This window comes from Brevundimonas sp. M20 (assembly GCF_006547065.1).
In the GTDB taxonomy this organism is placed as follows: domain Bacteria; phylum Pseudomonadota; class Alphaproteobacteria; order Caulobacterales; family Caulobacteraceae; genus Brevundimonas.
In genome coordinates this window covers 1,407,993-1,425,791 of record NZ_CP041243.1, presented here as the reverse complement: position 1 = coordinate 1,425,791, position 17,799 = coordinate 1,407,993, and the positions used below count along the sequence as shown (strand labels likewise).

General features: G+C 66.7%; 18 protein-coding genes. 5 read left to right on the top strand and 13 right to left on the bottom strand.

Annotation, left to right across the window (positions count from 1 at the left end; all coding sequences use genetic code 11):
* Positions 1-280 precede the first annotated feature (280 nt).
* From FKQ52_RS06790 to FKQ52_RS06755, 8 genes are read right to left on the bottom strand one after another with little or no spacing between them, the layout of a single operon-like run.
* Positions 281-688, bottom strand: coding sequence for an SUF system Fe-S cluster assembly protein (locus FKQ52_RS06790; RefSeq protein WP_141626480.1), 408 nt, complete (start codon positions 686-688; stop codon positions 281-283).
* Positions 685-1,923 (bottom strand): aminotransferase class V-fold PLP-dependent enzyme, encoded by a 1,239-nt coding sequence (locus FKQ52_RS06785; RefSeq protein ID WP_141626479.1) that lies wholly within the window; start codon positions 1,921-1,923, stop codon positions 685-687. Before FKQ52_RS06785 ends, FKQ52_RS06790 begins: the two co-directional genes overlap by 4 nt.
* Positions 1,902-2,930, bottom strand: coding sequence for a Fe-S cluster assembly protein SufD (gene sufD, locus FKQ52_RS06780; RefSeq protein WP_141626478.1), 1,029 nt, complete (start codon positions 2,928-2,930; stop codon positions 1,902-1,904). The genes FKQ52_RS06785 and sufD overlap by 22 nt, the downstream gene beginning before the upstream one ends.
* Positions 2,927-3,676 carry a Fe-S cluster assembly ATPase SufC gene (gene sufC, locus FKQ52_RS06775; RefSeq protein WP_141628265.1) on the bottom strand — a complete coding sequence of 250 codons (750 nt, stop codon included), beginning with the start codon at positions 3,674-3,676 and terminating at the stop codon, positions 2,927-2,929. Before sufC ends, sufD begins: the two co-directional genes overlap by 4 nt.
* A gap of 2 nt (positions 3,677-3,678) precedes the next feature.
* Positions 3,679-4,059, bottom strand: coding sequence for a hypothetical protein (locus FKQ52_RS06770; RefSeq protein ID WP_141626477.1), 381 nt, complete (start codon positions 4,057-4,059; stop codon positions 3,679-3,681).
* On the bottom strand, positions 4,056-5,522 hold the full coding sequence (gene sufB, locus FKQ52_RS06765; protein ID WP_141626476.1) for a Fe-S cluster assembly protein SufB: 1,467 nt from the start codon (positions 5,520-5,522) through the stop codon (positions 4,056-4,058). Before sufB ends, FKQ52_RS06770 begins: the two co-directional genes overlap by 4 nt.
* Before the next feature lie 3 nt (positions 5,523-5,525).
* A complete protein-coding gene (locus tag FKQ52_RS06760) occupies positions 5,526-6,665 on the bottom strand; it encodes a cysteine desulfurase family protein (protein ID WP_141626475.1) in 1,140 nt (379 codons plus the stop codon).
* On the bottom strand, positions 6,662-7,138 hold the full coding sequence (locus tag FKQ52_RS06755; RefSeq protein WP_141626474.1) for an Rrf2 family transcriptional regulator: 477 nt from the start codon (positions 7,136-7,138) through the stop codon (positions 6,662-6,664). The genes FKQ52_RS06760 and FKQ52_RS06755 overlap by 4 nt, the downstream gene beginning before the upstream one ends.
* 161 nt (positions 7,139-7,299) lie before the next feature.
* Between FKQ52_RS06755 and FKQ52_RS06750 the strand changes: the two genes are divergently transcribed.
* Positions 7,300-7,950 (top strand): alpha/beta hydrolase, encoded by a 651-nt coding sequence (locus FKQ52_RS06750; protein ID WP_141626473.1) that lies wholly within the window; start codon positions 7,300-7,302, stop codon positions 7,948-7,950.
* 660 nt (positions 7,951-8,610) lie between these two features.
* On the opposite strand, the gene FKQ52_RS06745 is transcribed toward FKQ52_RS06750, so the two are convergent.
* The 5 genes from FKQ52_RS06745 to FKQ52_RS06725 all read right to left on the bottom strand — a co-directional run bounded on the left by FKQ52_RS06745 (position 8,611) and on the right by FKQ52_RS06725 (position 13,922).
* Positions 8,611-9,570 (bottom strand): DMT family transporter, encoded by a 960-nt coding sequence (locus FKQ52_RS06745; RefSeq protein ID WP_141626472.1) that lies wholly within the window; start codon positions 9,568-9,570, stop codon positions 8,611-8,613.
* Positions 9,571-9,667: 97 nt separating this feature from the next.
* Positions 9,668-11,254 (bottom strand): alkyl hydroperoxide reductase subunit F, encoded by a 1,587-nt coding sequence (ahpF, locus tag FKQ52_RS06740; protein WP_141626471.1) that lies wholly within the window; start codon positions 11,252-11,254, stop codon positions 9,668-9,670.
* A gap of 183 nt (positions 11,255-11,437) precedes the next feature.
* Positions 11,438-12,001: an alkyl hydroperoxide reductase subunit C gene (ahpC, locus tag FKQ52_RS06735; protein WP_141626470.1), complete on the bottom strand. Its 564-nt coding sequence runs from the start codon at positions 11,999-12,001 to the stop codon at positions 11,438-11,440.
* Positions 12,002-12,213: 212 nt separating this feature from the next.
* The gene (locus tag FKQ52_RS06730) at positions 12,214-13,416 is read right to left on the bottom strand and encodes an exo-beta-N-acetylmuramidase NamZ domain-containing protein (RefSeq protein WP_141626469.1); all 1,203 of its coding nucleotides are present in this window, start codon (positions 13,414-13,416) and stop codon (positions 12,214-12,216) included.
* Positions 13,413-13,922, bottom strand: coding sequence for a DOMON-like domain-containing protein (locus tag FKQ52_RS06725; protein ID WP_141626468.1), 510 nt, complete (start codon positions 13,920-13,922; stop codon positions 13,413-13,415). Before FKQ52_RS06725 ends, FKQ52_RS06730 begins: the two co-directional genes overlap by 4 nt.
* A gap of 194 nt (positions 13,923-14,116) precedes the next feature.
* Here FKQ52_RS06725 and tyrS point away from each other — a divergent pair, with 194 nt between their 5' ends.
* The 4 genes from tyrS to FKQ52_RS06705 all read left to right on the top strand — a co-directional run bounded on the left by tyrS (position 14,117) and on the right by FKQ52_RS06705 (position 17,723).
* Positions 14,117-15,373, top strand: coding sequence for a tyrosine--tRNA ligase (gene tyrS, locus FKQ52_RS06720; RefSeq protein WP_141626467.1), 1,257 nt, complete (start codon positions 14,117-14,119; stop codon positions 15,371-15,373).
* Complete coding sequence (locus FKQ52_RS06715; protein WP_141626466.1) at positions 15,373-15,840, top strand: peroxiredoxin; 468 nt, start codon at positions 15,373-15,375, stop codon at positions 15,838-15,840. The genes tyrS and FKQ52_RS06715 overlap by 1 nt, the downstream gene beginning before the upstream one ends.
* 196 nt (positions 15,841-16,036) lie before the next feature.
* The gene (locus tag FKQ52_RS06710) at positions 16,037-17,188 is read left to right on the top strand and encodes a M23 family metallopeptidase (protein ID WP_141626465.1); all 1,152 of its coding nucleotides are present in this window, start codon (positions 16,037-16,039) and stop codon (positions 17,186-17,188) included.
* Complete coding sequence (locus tag FKQ52_RS06705) at positions 17,172-17,723, top strand: polymer-forming cytoskeletal protein (RefSeq protein WP_141626464.1); 552 nt, start codon at positions 17,172-17,174, stop codon at positions 17,721-17,723. The genes FKQ52_RS06710 and FKQ52_RS06705 overlap by 17 nt, the downstream gene beginning before the upstream one ends.
* Positions 17,724-17,799 lie beyond the last annotated feature (76 nt).

Below are 17,799 nucleotides of genomic sequence, written 5' to 3'. Positions count from 1 at the left end.
ACGAACGCGATGGGTACCAAAAACAAAGGCACAGGGACTAACGAAAGCGCGCCACGTTTCCCGAACCGACGGAACATGAGAACGATGCTGGCTAGCCAAACCAGGTGAAACAGCCAGAACGACAAGAACCCAGCGGGAAACGGCAAATCCGTAAAGCCGAGGAGCGCAGCCCAACTGGCCAGACAGGAGACCGCCAGCGCATAGGACGCCGCCAAACCGATCCCGAAGGCCGATCCATTGATCCTGCGACCGTGCGAGGGCGACGCACTCATCCCGGTCCTCAGAACATATTGAGCGCGAGCTTGGCTTCGTCGCTCATCTTGGAGGGATCCCACGGCGGGTCGAACACGATCTCGGCGCGGGCCGAACGGATGCCCTCGACCTTCATCACCGCCTGTTCGACCCAGATCGGCATTTCACCGGCCACCGGACAGCCCGGTGCGGTCAGGGTCATCTCGACCGCCACATCGCGCTCGTCCGACAGGTCGACCTTGTAGATCAGGCCCAGCTCATAGATGTCGACCGGGATTTCCGGGTCGTACACCGACTTCAGGGCCTCGATGATGCCGTCGGTCAGATGGTCGAGTTCCTGCTGGCTGATCTTGCCGGACTCGACAGCAGCCGCGCGGCCGCCGTCATCGTCCTGTTCGACGGCAGGGGCTTCAGCAGGGGTCGTCTGGTCGGTCATGCGAAGAACTCACGGGCCTTGATGAGGGCGTCGGCGAAGGCGTCGGCGTCCTCGGTCGTATTATATAGGGCGAAGCTGGCCCGGGCGCTCGACGTCAGGCCAAATCGTTTGGCCAGCGGCTCCGCGCAGTGCAGTCCGGCCCGCACCGCGACGCCGTAACGATCCATCACCTGGGCGATGTCATGGGCGTGGGCGCCCTCGACGGTGAAGGTCAGGATCGCGCCCTTCCCTTCCGCCTCGCCGATCACCTTCAGCCAATTCACCCCGTCCAGCCGCGCGCGGGCGTGCTCGTACAGGGCGCGCTCATGGGCGTCGATGGCGGCCTTGTCGTACTGGTTCAGCCACTCGATGGCCGCGCCAAGACCGATGGCCTCCAGGATCGGCGGCGTGCCCGCCTCGAACCGGTGCGGCGGCTTCGCGTAAGTCACGCGCTCCATCTCCACCGTCTCGATCATCTCGCCCCCGCCCTGATAGGGCGGCAGGCCCTCCAGTGCGGCCGTCGTGCCGTACAGGGCGCCGATGCCCGTGGGGCCGTACAGCTTGTGGCCGGTGAAGGCGTAGAAGTCGCAGCCGATGGCCTGCACGTCCGGCAGGCCGTGCACCGCGCCCTGACAGCCGTCGATCAGCACCTTGGCGCCGACCGCGTGGGCCATGCGGGTGATCTCGACCACCGGGTTGATGGTGCCCAGCACGTTCGACATGTGGGTCACCGCGACGATCTTCGTCTTCGGCCCCAGCAGGTCTGCATAGGCCGCCATGTCCAGCGACCCGTCGTCCAGCAGCGGGATCCACTTCAGCACCGCCCCGCGCCGCTCGCGCAGCAGGTGCCAGGGGACGATGTTGGAGTGGTGCTCCATCTGGGTGACGATGATCTCGTCGCCCGGCTGGATGGACAGGCCGAGGCCGTTAGCGACCAGATTGATCGCCTCGGTCCCGCCCTTGGTCCAGACGATGTTGTCCGGGCTCTCGGCGTTCAGGAACCGCGCCACGCTTTCGCGCGCGGCCTCAAAGGCTTCGGTCGTCTCATTCGCCAGCGTGTGCAGGCCGCGATGGACGTTGGCGTAGCTGCCCTCCATCGCCGCCGTCAGGGCGTGGATCACCGCCCGCGGCTTCTGCGCCGACGCGGCCGAGTCCAGATAGACCAGCGGCTTGCCGTTCACCGTCCGCGACAGGATCGGGAACTGCGCGCGCGCGGCGTAGGGATCAAAGGTTCTCACAGTCGATCCGTCAGCCATGCCTTCGCCACCTCTCTCGCGCCCTCGTGCGCGATGCGGTCCACGACCTCGATCAGGAAGGCCTCGACCAGCAGGGCGCGGGCCTCGTCGGCCGGGATGCCGCGCTGCTGCATGTAGAACAGGGCCGCCTCGTCCAGATTGCCGACGGTGTTCCCGTGCGCGCACTGCACGTCGTCGGCATAGATGATCAGCTCCGGCTTGGCGTCGATCTCGCCGCGCTCGCCGAGGATCAGCGCATGGTGCTGCATGCGGGCGTCGGTGCCGTCGGCCCCGCGCTCGACGATGATCTTGCCCTGGAAGACGCCGCGCGCCGTGTCACGCACCACGCCCTTGGTTATCTGGCTGGTCAGGCCGTCGGCGGCCACGTGATCCACCACCGTGGTCAGGTCCGCATGCCGCTCGCCCGACAGGGCATAGGCGCCGTCCAGACGCACATCGGCGCCCTGGGCGAAATGCAGCAGCTGGGTCTCGATCCGTTGCAGCTTCGATCCGGTCGTCAGCACGGTCTGGCGATAGACGCCGCCCGCCTCGACCCGCACCTCGGCCTGGGTCACCGAAATGGCGTCCGCCGGCTCCTCGATCAGCACCACGCGGATCACCTCGGCCCCGCGCGCCACGTCCAGCTCCAGCCGGTTGTGCGCCACATAGGCCGAGCCCGAGCCCTCATGGGTCTCCAGCAGCAGCAGCTTGGCCCCGGCCCGCGCCGAGATGCGCGCCGTGGCCGCATGACCCGTACCCTCGGCCTTGGAGACGAAACGCAGACGCAGGGTTTGCTGGCCGGCAGCCATCAGGGTGTCCACGCCCACGGCCCGGCCGTTGACGAACACCATGGCCTCGCCGCCCAACGCCTCGAACGGCCCGCCGCCCGCGACCGGCAGAGGGGCCGACGGCGACGGCGCGGGCGCCTCGCGCAGGTATTTCCGAAGGTCCGAATATTTCCACGCCTCCACCCGCCGCGACGGGAAGCTGGACGCGTCCTTCAGATCAATGAGCGGAAGCGCGTTCACGCCGCTTCCGCCACGTATTTGTCATAGCCTTCGGCCTCGAGCTGAAGCGCCAACTCCGGGCCGCCCGAGGCGACGATGCGGCCGGCGGCCAGCACGTGCACCCGGTCGGGTTTGATGTAGTCCAGCAGGCGCTGGTAGTGGGTGATCACCAGCATCGACCGCTCAGGGCTGCGCAGGGCGTTCACGCCTTCCGACACGATGCGCAGGGCGTCGATATCCAGCCCCGAATCCGTCTCGTCCAGGATCAGCAGCGACGGCTCCAGCAGGGCCATCTGCAGAATTTCCATCCGCTTCTTCTCGCCGCCGGAGAAGCCGACGTTCAGCGGCCGCTTCAGCATGTCGAAGTCCATCTTCAGCGCCTGCGACGCCGCCTTGACCAGCTTCAGGAAGGCGGGGGCCGAGACCTCCTCCTCGCCGCGCGCCCGCTTCTGGGCGTTCAGGGCGGTGCGGATGAAGGTCATCGCCGGCACGCCGGGGATCTCCAGCGGATACTGGAACGACAGGAAGACGCCCTTCGCGGCGCGCTCCGCCGGATCGAGTTCCAGCAGGTCCTGCCCGTTCCAGTCGACCGAGCCTTCGGTCGCCTCATAGCCCGGACGTCCGGACAGGGCGTAGCCCAGCGTCGACTTGCCCGCCCCGTTCGGCCCCATGACGGCGTGCACCTCGCCCGCCGGCACGTCGAGCGTCAGCCCCTTGAGGATCGGCTTCTCGCCGACGGTGACGTGGAGGTTGGAGATGGAAAGCATGGTCAAACAGTCTCTTCCAAAGGCAGGATCGCGCCTTCGGGCATGGTCCAATTCGTGGGGATATGGTCGAAATCGCCACCGCAGATCATCTGGCCGTCCGGCCCGAACGCGATGAAGATCCAGCGGGGCGGATCAGGGAAACCGTGCCAGACGCGTTCCATCAGGATCCAGCTCTCGTCATCGACCTCGGCGGCCGCCACGAGAAACTCCGCATAGGTCTTGAGGGTCTTGTGATCCTCGAACGCCTTCTGCTCGATTGCGGTCGGCCCCCGCCATTCCACCGTCCGCGCAAGACGTTCGTTGGCGCGCCTGTCGTTCACCAGCCCGACTGACGGCGCTTCCTCCGCGACCTTGTTGGCGAAGCCATTCCGTCGGTCGGTCACCCCACGCTCCCTTCCAGCGAGATCGCCACCAGCTTCTGCGCCTCGACCGCGAACTCCATCGGCAGTTGCTGCAGCACGTCGCGGACGAAGCCGTTGACCAGCAGGGCCACCGCCTCTTCCTGCGACAGCCCGCGCTGCTGGGCGTAGAACATCTGGTCGTCCGACAGACGCGTCGTCGTCGCCTCATGCTCCAGTTGGGCCGAGCCGTTGCGGGCCTCGATGTAGGGGATGGTGTGCGAGCCGCACTCCTTGCCGATCAGCAGGCTGTCGCACTGGGTGAAGTTGCGCACGCCCGTCGCCTTGGCGTGCACCGACACCTGTCCGCGATAGGTCGAGTCCGACTTCCCGGCCGACACCGCCTTGGCGATGATCCGCGACCTCGAGTTCTTGCCCAGATGGATCATCTTGGTGCCGGTGTCGGCCTGCTGATGTCCGTTGGTGATGGCGATCGAGTAGAACTCGCCCGAGCTTTCCTCGCCCTTCAGGATGCAGGACGGGTATTTCCAGGTGACGGCGCTGCCGGTCTCCACCTGCGTCCACGACACCTTCGACCGGTCGCCGCGGCAGTCCGCGCGCTTGGTCACGAAGTTATAGATGCCGCCCTTGCCCTCGGCGTCGCCCGGGTACCAGTTCTGGACTGTCGAGTATTTCACCTCGGCGTCGTCCAGCGCCACGATCTCGACCACCGCCGCGTGCAGCTGGTTCTCGTCGCGCATCGGCGCCGTGCAGCCTTCCAGATAGGAAACGTAGCTGCCCTTGTCGGCGATGATCAGGGTCCGCTCGAACTGGCCGGTCTGGCTGGCGTTGATGCGGAAATAGGTCGACAGCTCCATCGGGCATTTCACGCCCGGCGGGATGTAAACGAACGACCCGTCGCTGAAGACCGCGCTGTTCAGCGCGGCGAAATAGTTGTCCGACACCGGCACGACCGAGCCCAGGTACTGACGCACCAGCTCAGGATGTTCGCGCAAGGCCTCGGAAATCGGCATGAAGATGACGCCGACCTTGGCCAGCTCGGCCTTGAAGGTCGTGACCACCGAGACGCTGTCGAACACGGCGTCCACCGCCACCCTGGGCGCGCCCTGCACGCCTGCCAGCACTTCCTGCTCCTTCAGCGGGATGCCCAGCTTGGCGTAGACTTCCAGCAGTTCCGGATCGACCTCGTCGAGGGACTTCGGCCCCTCCTTCTTCACCGGCGCCGCGTAATAATACAGGTCCTGATAGTCGACCGGCTCATACTTCACAGCGGCCCAGGTCGGCTCCTCCATGGCCTGCCAGCGCTCGAAGGCGGCCAGCCGCCATTCCAGCATCCACTCCGGCTCGCCCTTCTTCCCGGAGATGAAGCGCACGATGTCGGCGTTCAGCCCCTTGGGCGCGAACTCCTGTTCGATGTCCGAGGTGAAGCCGTGCTCGTATTTCTCGAGAGCGGCGACGGCGTCGATTGTTTCCTGAACGGCGGCCATGACTTACGCGACTTCCTTCACGCGCTGATTTGCGCGCGCGACATGCTTTTCGTAGGCCGACACCCAGGCGTCGGCGAAACGGGTCCAGTCCTGTTCGGTGGTGCCCCAGCCGCCCGAAACCCGCACCCCGCCCGTGGCGAGATCGTGCAGGCCCATGGCGCTGATGGTCTTCGACGGCTTGGTCTTGCCCGACGAACAGGCGCTGCCCGCCGAGATCATGACCCCGGCCAGATCCAGCGTGATCAACTGCTGCGGGCTGTCCCAGCTCTCGACCGCCATAAACAGGGTGTTGGGCAGGCGCTCGACCGCCCCGCCGATGATCGTCGCGCCCGCCGCCTTCGCCCGCGCCTCGGCGGCGTCGCGCCAGACGACATGGGCCATCGCGTCCTCAAGGTCGCGCGCCGCGCACACCGCCGACACGCCGAAGCCGGTCAGACCCGGCACATTCTCGGTGCCCGCGCGCAGGCCGCGCTCCTGTCCGGCGCCGTGCAGGATGCGCACCGCCTCGCGGCCCGGCTTCAGCACCAGCGCGCCGACGCCCTGTGGTCCGCCCAGCTTGTGCGCCGACAGGGTCAGGCTGTCCGCGTCCAGCGTGCGCATGTCGACCGGGATCTTGCCCGCCGACTGGATCGCATCGACGTGCAGCCAGCCGCCCGCGGCCCGCACCAGCTTCGCCGCCTCGACGATCGGCTGGATCACGCCGCTTTCATTGTTCGCATGATGGATGGCGACCACGGCCACACCCGGACGCGCCAACGCCTCGGCCAGCCAGTCCAGATCGACCACGCCGTTCGCATCGACCGGCAGCACCTCGACCGGCGCGCCCGACGCCAGCGCGGCCTCGGCCACGCACGGATGCTCCGTCGCGCTGACGATCAGCCGCTCGCAGCCGCCCTTCAGCGCGCTGACGATGGCCTGCGCATTGGACTCGGTCCCGCCCGAAGAGAATGTGATGGCGGTCGGATCGGCGCCGATCAGCTCGGCCACCTGCGCCCGCGCCGTCTCTATACGCGCCCGCGCCCGACGACCGGCGGCGTGCACCGCCGACGGATTGCCGTTGTCGGCCAAGGCCTTCGCCATGGCCTCCTGCACTTCCGGACGCACCAGACCCGAGGCGTTGTAATCCAGATAGACGCCGCTCATGCCGCCGCCTCCATGCCTGGAGCCAGCGTCCGGCGCCTCGCCCCCGTCCGGCGCAGCACCACGTCCTCCAGCGACACCGCCGCCAGATAGGCGTGGATTTCCGCGCCCAGGTCTTCCCACAGATCGTGGGTGATGCAGCGCTCGCCGCCCATCATGCAGCCGCGCGGCGTCCCGTGCGCGGCGCAGCGGGTGGCGCGTATCGGCTCGTCCACGGCCAGTACGATATCCGCCACCATGGTCACGTCCGCGCCCTGCGACAGGCGATAGCCGCCGCCCGGACCACGCACGCTCGACACCAGTCCGCTTTTGCGCAGACGGGCGAACAACTGCTCCAGATAGCTCAGTGAAATCTCTTGCCGGGTGGCGATTTCAGCCAGCGAAACAGCCCGCGCCTGCCCGTCGGCGTCGCGTCCGTTTCGGGCCAGATCGGCCATCGCCATCACGGCGTATCGTCCCTTGGTCGACAGACGCATCGCACACCTTCAAAATTCGCGCGCTTTTCGGGGCTCCTGTGCTAGAACCCGCGCCTTCGCAAAGGCGTCTGCACGCGCTGTGGACTTAGAAAGTCCTACTGGCGCGGTCAAGTATTACGCGACTGCGAAATGATGTTTGAACACGGGAATTTGCTCCGCCCATGCCTGAAGTCATCCTGCCCGGCGCCTCTGGTCGTATCGAAGGCCGCTATTCCCCGGGCAAGCGTCCGAACGCGCCGATCGCGCTGATCCTGCACCCGCACCCCAAGGCGGGCGGGCATATGAACAACCCGGTCGCGGTCACCCTGTACCAGCTGTTCGTGAAGCGCGGCTTCGCCACCCTGCGCTACAACAGCCGCGGCGTGGGCAAGTCGCAGGGCGAGTTTGACTCCGGTATCGGTGAACTGGCCGACGCCGCCACCGCCCTCGACTGGCTGCAGGCCAACAACCCCGCCGCCACCCAGACCTGGGTCGCCGGCTACCAGTTCGGCGCCTACATCGGCATGCAGCTTCTGATGCGCCGCCCCGAGACGGACGGCTTCATCTCGGTCTCGCCGCCGTCGAACATGTACGACTTCTCCTTCCTGGCGCCCTGCCCGGCCTCGGGCCTGTTCCTGCACGGCACGGCTGACACCATCGTCCCGCCTGTCGAGGTCGAGCGCGTCGTCAACAAGCTGCGCACCCAGAAGGGCATCGTCATCGACTACGAACTGGAAGAGGGCGCCAGCCACTTCTGGCAGGACCACATGGCCGCCGTCGAAACCCGCGTCGGCGCGTATCTGGACAAGCGTCTGGAAGAAAACCCGGCGTAAGGGGCTTCTGGCTGGATGAGCAAGAATGAAGGCGAACCGCTGGTCGCGGACCTGGGGTTCATTGTGGGCCGCCTGATACGCAATCTCCTCGCACCCTACGCACGCAAGAACTGCGTCCATTGCCAATCCAGCATCAAGGCTGCAGCCCGTGTGTGCAGGTATTGCAGCCGTGACGTAGCCTAGGGCTATCCGCCGCTCCGCTCAGAAGCCCTCCCCCTCGATGGGGGAGGGTTGGGGTGGGGGTGGATGCAGGCGCTTGAAGACTGACCTCGCGAGGCGCAGTCGATCTCCCGCAAGATGCTCTTCACGTCGACAGCCAGCCCTCACCCCGATCCCCGGCCCTTCCCCGATCGAGGGGAAGGCAGCGGCGCAAAGCGCCAGGTGGATTTGCGTTCGTCCCGCGACCGGCCCGACCCTACGTCCAAATTTGACGCATCCGCATGGCAGACTGTGATCCGGTCTTTGACATTGCGGTGCGTGACGCCCCCCCCCCGGGGGTGAGCACAGGCCTATGCCCCGCCGCACCGGAACTCGCCGCCCCCCGGCGTCGTGCCCAAGCCCCCTTAGGGTTGAATATGACCTCTCGCATCCGCTTCACGCGAAAAAGTGCACGATGTGCACTCCATTTTTTCTTGAGTGCACTTTTTCCCGTGTGCCGGGTCAGTGGTCGCCGTCCACTACCGCAACGGCGGAGGTCCGGTGCGCCCGCACGCACCAAAGGACGCTGACCACCATCATCACCATGGCGACGATCTCGATCACGGTCGGCCCCCGCCCCTCCCACAGATAGCCGTAGGCGAAGGCGAACAGGGTCTCGAACACGATCATCTGCCCCAGCATAGACAGCGGCAGCAGGCGGCTGGCCTGATTCCAGAAGGCGTTGCCGACGATGGAGGCCAGGATCGCCACCCCCATGCTGGCCGCCGCCAGCCGGGCCCACTGGTCACCGCTCTGGCCGCTGGCCTCGACCACCGCCGGGACGGCCAGCAACACGGCGAAACCGCCCGTCACCACGCCTGTAAGCAGTGACCAGTCATGGGCGCTGACCTGCGGCAGGCGCGCCATCCAGCGGCTGTTCCCGATCGCGTAGGCGGACCAGCTGACCAACGCCGCCAGCGCGCAGCCCAGACCGATCAGCACCTGCCCGACATCGCGGTTCAAGGCTTCGCGTGACAGGCTCTCCCAGCCGATCAGCCCGACCGCCAGCGCGGCCAGCAGGATCGGCGGCCCGACCTTGCGCAGCGGCGGCGCATCCCTGTCCTTCAGGCCCCAGACCGCCACCAACACCGGCACCATGCCGACGATCAGGGCCGAGGCGGCCACGCCCGCGAAATGCACCCCGACCACCAGGAAGAGGTAGTAGACGATGTTCCCCGCCAGACTCAGCCAGGCCAGCGCGCGCCAAGCCTTCGCATCCAGCAGCGGCGCCACCTTGATCCAGCGCGGCGCCAGCAAGGCGGCGGCCAACAGGCCATAGGCCAGATAGCGCCCGGCGCTCATCAGCATGGGCGAGGCGTCCGGCGCGAACTTGGGCGCCAGGAAGACCAGCCCCCACATGGCCCCGGCCCCCAGGCCGCAGCCGACCCCGACCCCGACCAGACGTGTGTTCAAGCCCTGCATGACCCTGCCCTACCCCGCTCCGGCCTCGCGGCCAACCGGACAGAACAAAGCCCCGGCGCGCGAACGCCGGGGCTTCAGCGGCTCGATCCGGACGGGGTCAGGCGACCTCGACCGCCGCCTCCGCAGGTTCGGTCCGGATCATGTAGTCAAAGGCAGACAGCGCCGCCTTGGAGCCCTCGCCCATGGCGATGACGATCTGCTTGTACGGCACCGTCGTCGCATCACCGGCCGCGAAGATGCCCGGCTGGCTCGTCTCGGCCCGGTGGTCGATCTCGATCTCGCCGCGCGGCGTCAGGGCCACCGCCCCGTGCAGCCACTCGGTGTTCGGCACCAGACCGATCTGGACGAAGATGCCTTCCAGCTCGACGTCGTGGTGGCCGTCCGAGTTGCGGTCCTCGTACGACAGACCCGTCACCTTCTCGCCATCCCCATGGACCTCGGTGGTCAGGGCCGAGGTGATGATCTTCACGTTCGGCAGGCTGGCCAGCTTGCGCTGCAGCACCGCATCGGCCCGCAGCTCGCTGTCGTATTCGATCAGGGTCACATGGGCCACGATGCCCGCCAGATCGATCGCCGCCTCGACGCCCGAGTTGCCGCCGCCGATCACCGCCACGCGCTTGCCCTTGAACAGCGGTCCGTCACAATGCGGGCAATAGGCCACGCCCTTGTTCCTGTACTGCTCCTCGCCCGGCACGTTCATCTGGCGCCAGCGTGCGCCGGTCGACAGGACCACAGTTCGCGACTTCAGGCTGGCGCCGTTCTCCAGCACCACCTCATGCAGCCCGCCCGCGACCTTGGCCGGGATCAGTTTGGTCGCCTTCTGCAGGTTCATGATGTCCACCTCATACTCGCGGACATGCTGCTCCAGATGGGCGGCCAGCTTCGGCCCTTCGGTGTGCGGCACCGAGATGAAGTTCTCGATGGCCATGGTGTCCAGCACCTGACCGCCGAACCGCTCTGCGGCGATGCCGGTTCGGATGCCCTTGCGGGCCGCATAGATGGCGGCCGCCGCGCCGGCCGGACCGCCGCCGATGACCAGAACGTCGAACGGGTCCTTGGCCTTGATCTTCTCGGCCGCCTTGCTCTCGGCGCCCTTGTCGATCCTGGCGACGATCTGCTCCAGCTCCATCCGGCCCTGACCGAACAGCTCGCCGTTCAGGAAGACGGTCGGCACGGCCATGACCTTGCGCTCATCGACCTCGTCCTTGAACAGGCCGCCCTCGATGGCGACGTGCTTGATGCGCGGGTTCAGCACGCTCATCAGGTTCAGCGCCTGCACCACGTCCGGGCAATTCTGGCAGGACAGGGAGAAGTAGGTCTCGAAGAGGTAGTCGCCCTCCAGGTCCTTGACCTGCTGGATCACATCCTGCGCCGCCTTCGACGGGTGGCCGCCGACGTGCAGCAGGGCCAGCACCAGCGAGGTGAACTCATGCCCCAGCGGGATACCGGCGAAGCGCACGCCGATGTCGGTGCCCTTGCGGCGGATCAGGAAGCTGGGCTGACGCTCATCGTCATAGTCCCGGCCCATCTCGACCTTACCGTGCGAGACCGAGACGATCTCTTCCAGCAGCGCCTTCAGCTCCTGCGACTTGGGTCCGGCGCCCAGCGACGCGACCAGCTCCACGGTGTGGACGATGTTCTTGAGGTAGCCCTCGAGCTGGGTTTTCAGATTGGCGTCGAGCATCGGGGTCCTCACAAGGCTACGGGTTGGGCGCCGCCCTCAAGCCGCTACGGGCGAGAGCCGGACGCAAAAAGGCCGCGGGGACGGAAACGCTACTCACCCCGCGGCCTCTGCGGACGCCCGACGGATCGGGCGCCTGTGACCGGCGACGCTACTCACGCCGCCGCCGGTCGATGGGTGCGGTCTTCAGATCTTGCCGACGAGGTCGAGCGACGGCGCCAGGGTGGCTTCGCCTTCTTCCCACTTGGCAGGGCAGACTTCGCCCGGGTGAGCGGCGACGTACTGGGCGGCCTTGACCTTGCGCAGCAGCTCGGTCGCGTTGCGGCCGACGCCTTCGGAAGTGATTTCCATGAACTGGATCACCCCTTCCGGATCGACCAGGAAGGTCGCGCGGTCCGCCAGGCCGACGCCCGGACGCATGACGTCGAAGTTGTTGGTGATGGTGCCCGACTGATCGCCGACCATGAAGTAGTTGATCTTGCCGATGGCCGGCGACGAGTCATGCCAGGCCTTGTGGCTGAAGTGGGTGTCGGTCGAGACCGAGTACACCTCGACGTTCAGCTTCTGCAGGGTCGGATAGATGCCGGCCAGGTCTTCCAGCTCGGTCGGGCAGACGAAGGTGAAGTCAGCCGGGTAGAAGAAGAAGATGCCCCACTTGCCCTTCACATCGGCGTCCGAGATCTCGACGAACTTGCCTTCCTTGTAGGCGGTGGCCGTGAACGGCTTGAGGGCGGTGTTGATGAGGGCCATGCGGTGCATCCATGAGGCAGGAGTGGTTGGAGGCCACTCTCCTATCCGAATCGAACACATCAGCCCAATCGTTTATTTGCAGGTGCACAATAAACTGCGTTTATACAAAAATCCGCAATAACACCAATCGCCAAGACGCCGGAACATAGCACATCTGGCGCCCGCGCGCATGCCTGCGGGGAACCTCGCCTTCGGCGCTGCAGCACAACGTGTCAGTACAGAAGGAAGGGTGCGCGGCTGGTCAGCCAGGCCTCCTCATCCGGCGTGGCGACGGCGTCCAGATCGTCCGGCGTCGAGGCCGGGTTATCGACCCACTCCCGCAGCGACGGGCCTCCGTTGATCACGTCGATCGGCAGCTTGCCGAAGGCGTATTCGTACGGGAAGTCGCGCCACAGGTCGTAGTCGGGATACAGCCGCCGGATAGCCTTGAAGCCCAGCGCCTGCACCCGCCACGGCTGGAAGGCCTCGTGGTCATAGGCCGGGTCGTCGACGTGGATCTGGACGCCCGAGCACAGCTTGCCGACGTGCTTGTGGAACGTCGGCTCGAACCACATGTCGCGCAGCCCACAGCCCTTCAGCCACTGGGGCGCGAAGGCCTTCATCTCGGCGATCACGGCCCGGGCGTCGATGTCCGGAGCCCCGAACAGCTCCAGCGGCCGGGTCGTGCCCCGCCCTTCCGACAGGGTCGCCCCCTCCAGCATGACGGTGCCCGCATAGGCGCGGGTCATGGAGACGTTCGGCGCATTGGGGCTGGGGTTGATCCAGCTGCGCTCATTCAGCGGCCAGCCGTAGCCGGGCGCCGCCTCGGGCTGCCAGCCCTCCATCTCGATGACGCGATAGGCCACATCCAGCCTGAAGTGGTCGATGAACCACAGGCCCATCTCGCCCAGCGTCATGCCGTGCCGCATCGGCATCGGCCCGGCGCCGACGAAGCTTTCCCAGCCCTCGACCAGCGTAGTTCCCTCGACCGGCCGCCCGGCGGGGTTCGGGCGATCCAGCACCCAGACCTCCTTGCCGTGCTCCGCAGCGGCTTCCAGCATGTAGAGCAGCGTCGTCACGAAGGTGTAGATGCGACACCCAACGTCCTGCAGGTCGATCAGGACCACGTCGAACGTGTCCATCCAGTCCGCCTGCGGCCGCCGGACCTCGCCGTACAGGCTGAAGACGGGGATGCCGTGCACCGGATCAGTATAGTCCGGGCTCTCCATCATATTGTCCTGCAGGTCCCCCTTCATCCCGTGCTGAGGGCCGAAGGCGGCGGTCAGCTCGATGTCCGGATGCGCCGCCAAGGCGTCCACGGCGTGGGTCAGGTCCTGCGTCGTCGACGCCGGATGCGCCACCAGCGCGACCCTGCGCCCCTTCAACGGCGCGCTCAGGGCGGGATCGGACAGCAGGCGGTCGAGACCGAACTTCATGGGAGTTCCAGAACGAAGGAGGCGGGGTGATGGAAGTCCGGCTTATCCGAAGGATGGGCCAGCGCCCAATAGGAGATGTGCCCTCGCCGGTCCTTGATTACGGCTGACAAGCCTACCTGGCCGGTAAAGCCGACCGGCAATTCCACCCGGGCCTCCAGGCCAACGAGGTCCTTCGCGCCATCCAGCCCCAGGACGGTCGCGACCTCGTCCGCATCACGCATCCCGCTTCGCGGCGCACTGAACGCATAGGAAGCCCACCGCCCCGAAGGCGACAGGTTGTACTCCCGATAGCCATCGTCGGTCCGGACGAAGACCTCCATGCAGGTGTGCCGCCAGAGTTCGTCAGCCCGCGCCTGCGGTTCCGGCGCGGGCCAAGCGACCTCGTCCACCTCGCCCTCGACTACGTAACGCAGCCACAGCACAGTACCGTCTCGCTCAAGCTGGACCTCGACCGCGTTGATCGGTCCGTCCGCCGTGGAAGGATGAGGCAAAAGGGTCGCGCGCATCCTTCACCGATACCCCGCCCTTGACGTCGGTCAACCGCTACGGCTACCCAGACCCCCATGTTCGCCCGCGCCACCAATGTCGGCCTGTATTACCGCCCCTCGATCTGATCGAGCGGCCCGCGAACCCCTGTGCCGCATACAGCCGGCGCAATCCCCACAAGACGCTCGCCGGCTTCCCTGCTAACGGAGCCCTCATGAGTGAACCGACCTTCAAGTCCGACTTCCTGCGCACCCTTCAGGCGCGCGGCTACATCCATCAGATCACCCACCCCGTCGAACTGGACGAGGCGGCCTCGAACGGCGTGGTGTCGGCCTACATCGGCTTCGACGCCACCGCGCCGAGCCTGCACGTCGGCAGCCTGATCCAGATCATGATGCTGCGCCGCCTCCAGCAGGCTGGGCACAAGCCTGTGGTCCTGATGGGCGGCGGCACCACCCGCGTGGGCGACCCCACCGGCAAGGACGCCTCGCGCCCGCAGCTCACCGACGAGACCATTCAGGCCAACATCGACGGCATCAAACAGGTCTTCGCCAAATTCCTGACCTTCGGTGACGGCCCGACCGACGCGGTCATGGTCGACAATGACGAATGGCTCTCGCAGTTCGGCTACATCCAGTTCCTGCGCGACTTCGGCGCCCACTTCACCATCAACCGGATGCTGGCGTTCGACTCGGTCAAGCTGCGCCTTGAGCGCGAGCAGCCGATGACCTTCCTCGAATTCAACTACATGCTGATGCAGTCGGTGGACTTCCTGGAGCTGAACCGCGCCCGCAACGTGACGCTGCAGATGGGCGGCTCGGACCAGTGGGGGAACATCACGTCGGGCGTCGATCTGGTCCGCCGCGTAGATCAGAAGGCCGCCTTCGGCCTGACCACCCCGCTGCTGACTACGGCTTCGGGCGGCAAGATGGGCAAGACGGCGCAGGGCGCCATCTGGCTGAACGCCGAGCAACTGAGCCCCTACGACTACTGGCAGTTCTGGCGGAACGTCGATGACGCCGACGTGGGCAAGTTCCTGCGCCTGTTCACTGACCTGTCGCTGGACGAGATCGCCGCGCTGGAAGCCCTCGAAGGCGCGCAGATCAATGATGCCAAGAAGGCGCTGGCAGACGCCGCCACAACGATGCTGCACGGCGCCGAAGCCGCCGCGACCGCTCGAGCCGCGTCCGAGAGCGCCTTCGAGAAGGGCCAGCTGTCCGCCGACCTGCCGACGGTCGAGATCGCTCGTGACGAAGTCATCGGCGCCATGCTGGCCGCCGTCGCGACCAAGGCCGGCCTGACCGCCTCCAACGGCGAGGCCCGTCGCCTGGCCCAAGGCGGGGGCCTGCGTCTGAACGATGAGGCCATCGCCGACGGCGCCCGTCTGATCGAGGACGCCGACGTCAACGCCGACGGCGTGTTCAAGCTGGCAGCCGGCAAGAAGAAGATCGTTCTGGTGAGGCCCGTCTGATGACCGAGATCGTGGAAGGCATGAAGGCCCCGGCCTTCGACATGGCCACCGCCGGTGGCGGGCGGGTTTCTCTGGACGCCCTGAAGGGCAAGACGGCGGTGCTGTACTTCTATCCGAAGGCCGATACGCCCGGCTGCACCAGCGAGGGGCAGGACTTCTCGGCCCTGTCGGCTGAGTTCGACGCGGCGAACGCCGTGGTCATCGGCGTCTCGCGCGATCCCGTGAAGAAGCTGGACCGCTTCGGCGCCAAGTATGATCTCAAGGTCGTTCTGGCCTCGGACGAGCCCGGCGACGTCACCGAAGCCTGGGGCGTCTGGGTGATGAAAAAGCTGTACGGCCGCGAGTATATGGGCGTGGAGCGGGCCACCTTCCTGATCGACGGCGACGGCGTGGTCCGCGGTATCTGGCGCAAGGTCTCGGTCAAGGGGCACGCCGCCGAAGTGCTCGACGCCGCACGATCCCTATGAGCCCGGATCAGCTGCCGCGCCGACAGATGTAACTGGCGTTACAGGACCACGACACTCGCCTGAAAAGCGAAAAACCGGAACGAATACCGACGTTCTTCGCGTGAAGACCATCCAGCGTGGTTAACAAGTCGTGAAGAGACTTGTCGTCTTCCCGCAGTCGTGGCTCATAACGGGCCGGGCGTGGGGGCGTTTGTGTATGATTGAGCACGAAACCGAGGGCAGACGGTCGCTGATCGGGCGCTGGTTCCCGACGCGCTATCTCTACCTTCGCAACGGTGATGACGTGAAGGCTTGGGCGCTGACACCCGGCCGGCAGATGCTGGGCGCTGTCGGCGCGATCGTTTTCAGCGGCTGGTTTCTGATCGCGTCGGGCGGCTTCGCCCTCGATATGGTCCGCCAGAGCGAAGCCGACCGGAACGTCGCGCGCAGCCGGGCCTCCGCAGAACGCCTGAACGCTGACCTGCAGGCCCGTCTGGACAGCGCCGTGATCCGGATGAGCACCAGCTCGGGCTCCATCGACGAAATGGCTCATATGGTCGAGCGCCGCCACGCCGCCCTGACCCGGGTCATGACCCTGTTCCACGGCGTCGACGGTGCTCAGGCGGCCCTGACCCCGGCCCCGGCGCTGAATCCCGACCGCAGCACGCCGCTGCAACGGGTCGTGGCCGTGCGGATGGATCAGGAGCGTCTGATCGCCCGTGCCGAGACCGTAGCCAGCAGCCGGGCCGAACGCCTGCGTCTGGCCTTCCGTCTGGCTGGATTGAACCCCGCCGCCTACGCGCCTCGCGACGCCGCGTTGGGCGGACCGCTGATCGAAGCCCGCGATCCGCGCGCACTCGGGGCCGTTCTGGACGTGGACGAGGCCTTCGCTGTTCGCATCCAGCATGCGGCGGACAATCTGACCGACATGCGTCTGCTGGCCGACGCCGCCGAGGGCTTGCCGTTCCGGCGGCCGACGTCGGCGCGCACCACCTCCGGCTACGGCGTGCGCTTCGATCCCTTCAACGGCCGCCCCGCCGTACATCAGGGACAGGATTTCGCCGCGCCCCTGAACACGCCCATTTACGCCACGGCTCCCGGAATCGTGTCTTTTGTCGGCGTCCGTTCAGGGTATGGCAACGTCGTTGAGATAGACCACGGACGCGGTTTCAAGACCCGTTTCGCCCATCTGAACTCCATGGCCGTGCGAGCGGGCCAGCGTGTCACGCTTGGCCAACGCGTCGGCGCCATGGGTACGACCGGACGCTCCACCGGCGTTCACCTGCACTATGAGGTGTGGATGAACGGCCGCCCGCAAAACCCCGCCCGCTTTATCAGAGCCGGAGACCAACTTGTTCAACAAGACTAAATCCCCCGCCCCGCAGCCCCAGTCGCGTTCTGACTCCGGCTCCTCGATCCCGCCGCTGCCGGATCTGCCCGCCCCGGGCGGCGTCCCCGCACCGGCCGCCGCGCCGCGCGCCGCCGCTGCGCCTGCCGTCGCCCCGCGCGGTCTTTCGACCCTGTCGTCGGACCTACAGTTCGAAGGCAACGTCTCCGGCGCCGGCGATCTGCAGATCGACGGTCAGGTGAAGGGTGACGTCCGCGTCGGCCGTCTGATCGTCGGCGAGACCGGCGCGGTTGAGGGCAATGTCTCGGCGGATTACGTCGAAATCCGCGGCCGCGTCGTCGGCGGCGTGTCCGGCAAACAGGTCAAGCTGATCGCCACCGCCTATGTCGACGGCGACATCACCGCCGAACAGCTGTCGATCGACATCGGCGCCTACTTCCAGGGCCGCGTCCTGCAAGGTCGCCGCGAAGCTCCGGCGCCGACCACCCCGGCTCCGGCGCCGCGCCCTGTCGAACCGGCTCCGCAGGTCATCGACATGAAGCCCCCCGCCGCCTGAGGCGACTGAAGGCTCAAATGAAAAGGCCCCGGATCACTCCGGGGCCTTTTGCTTTGTATGTTGGCGGCTGAACGGA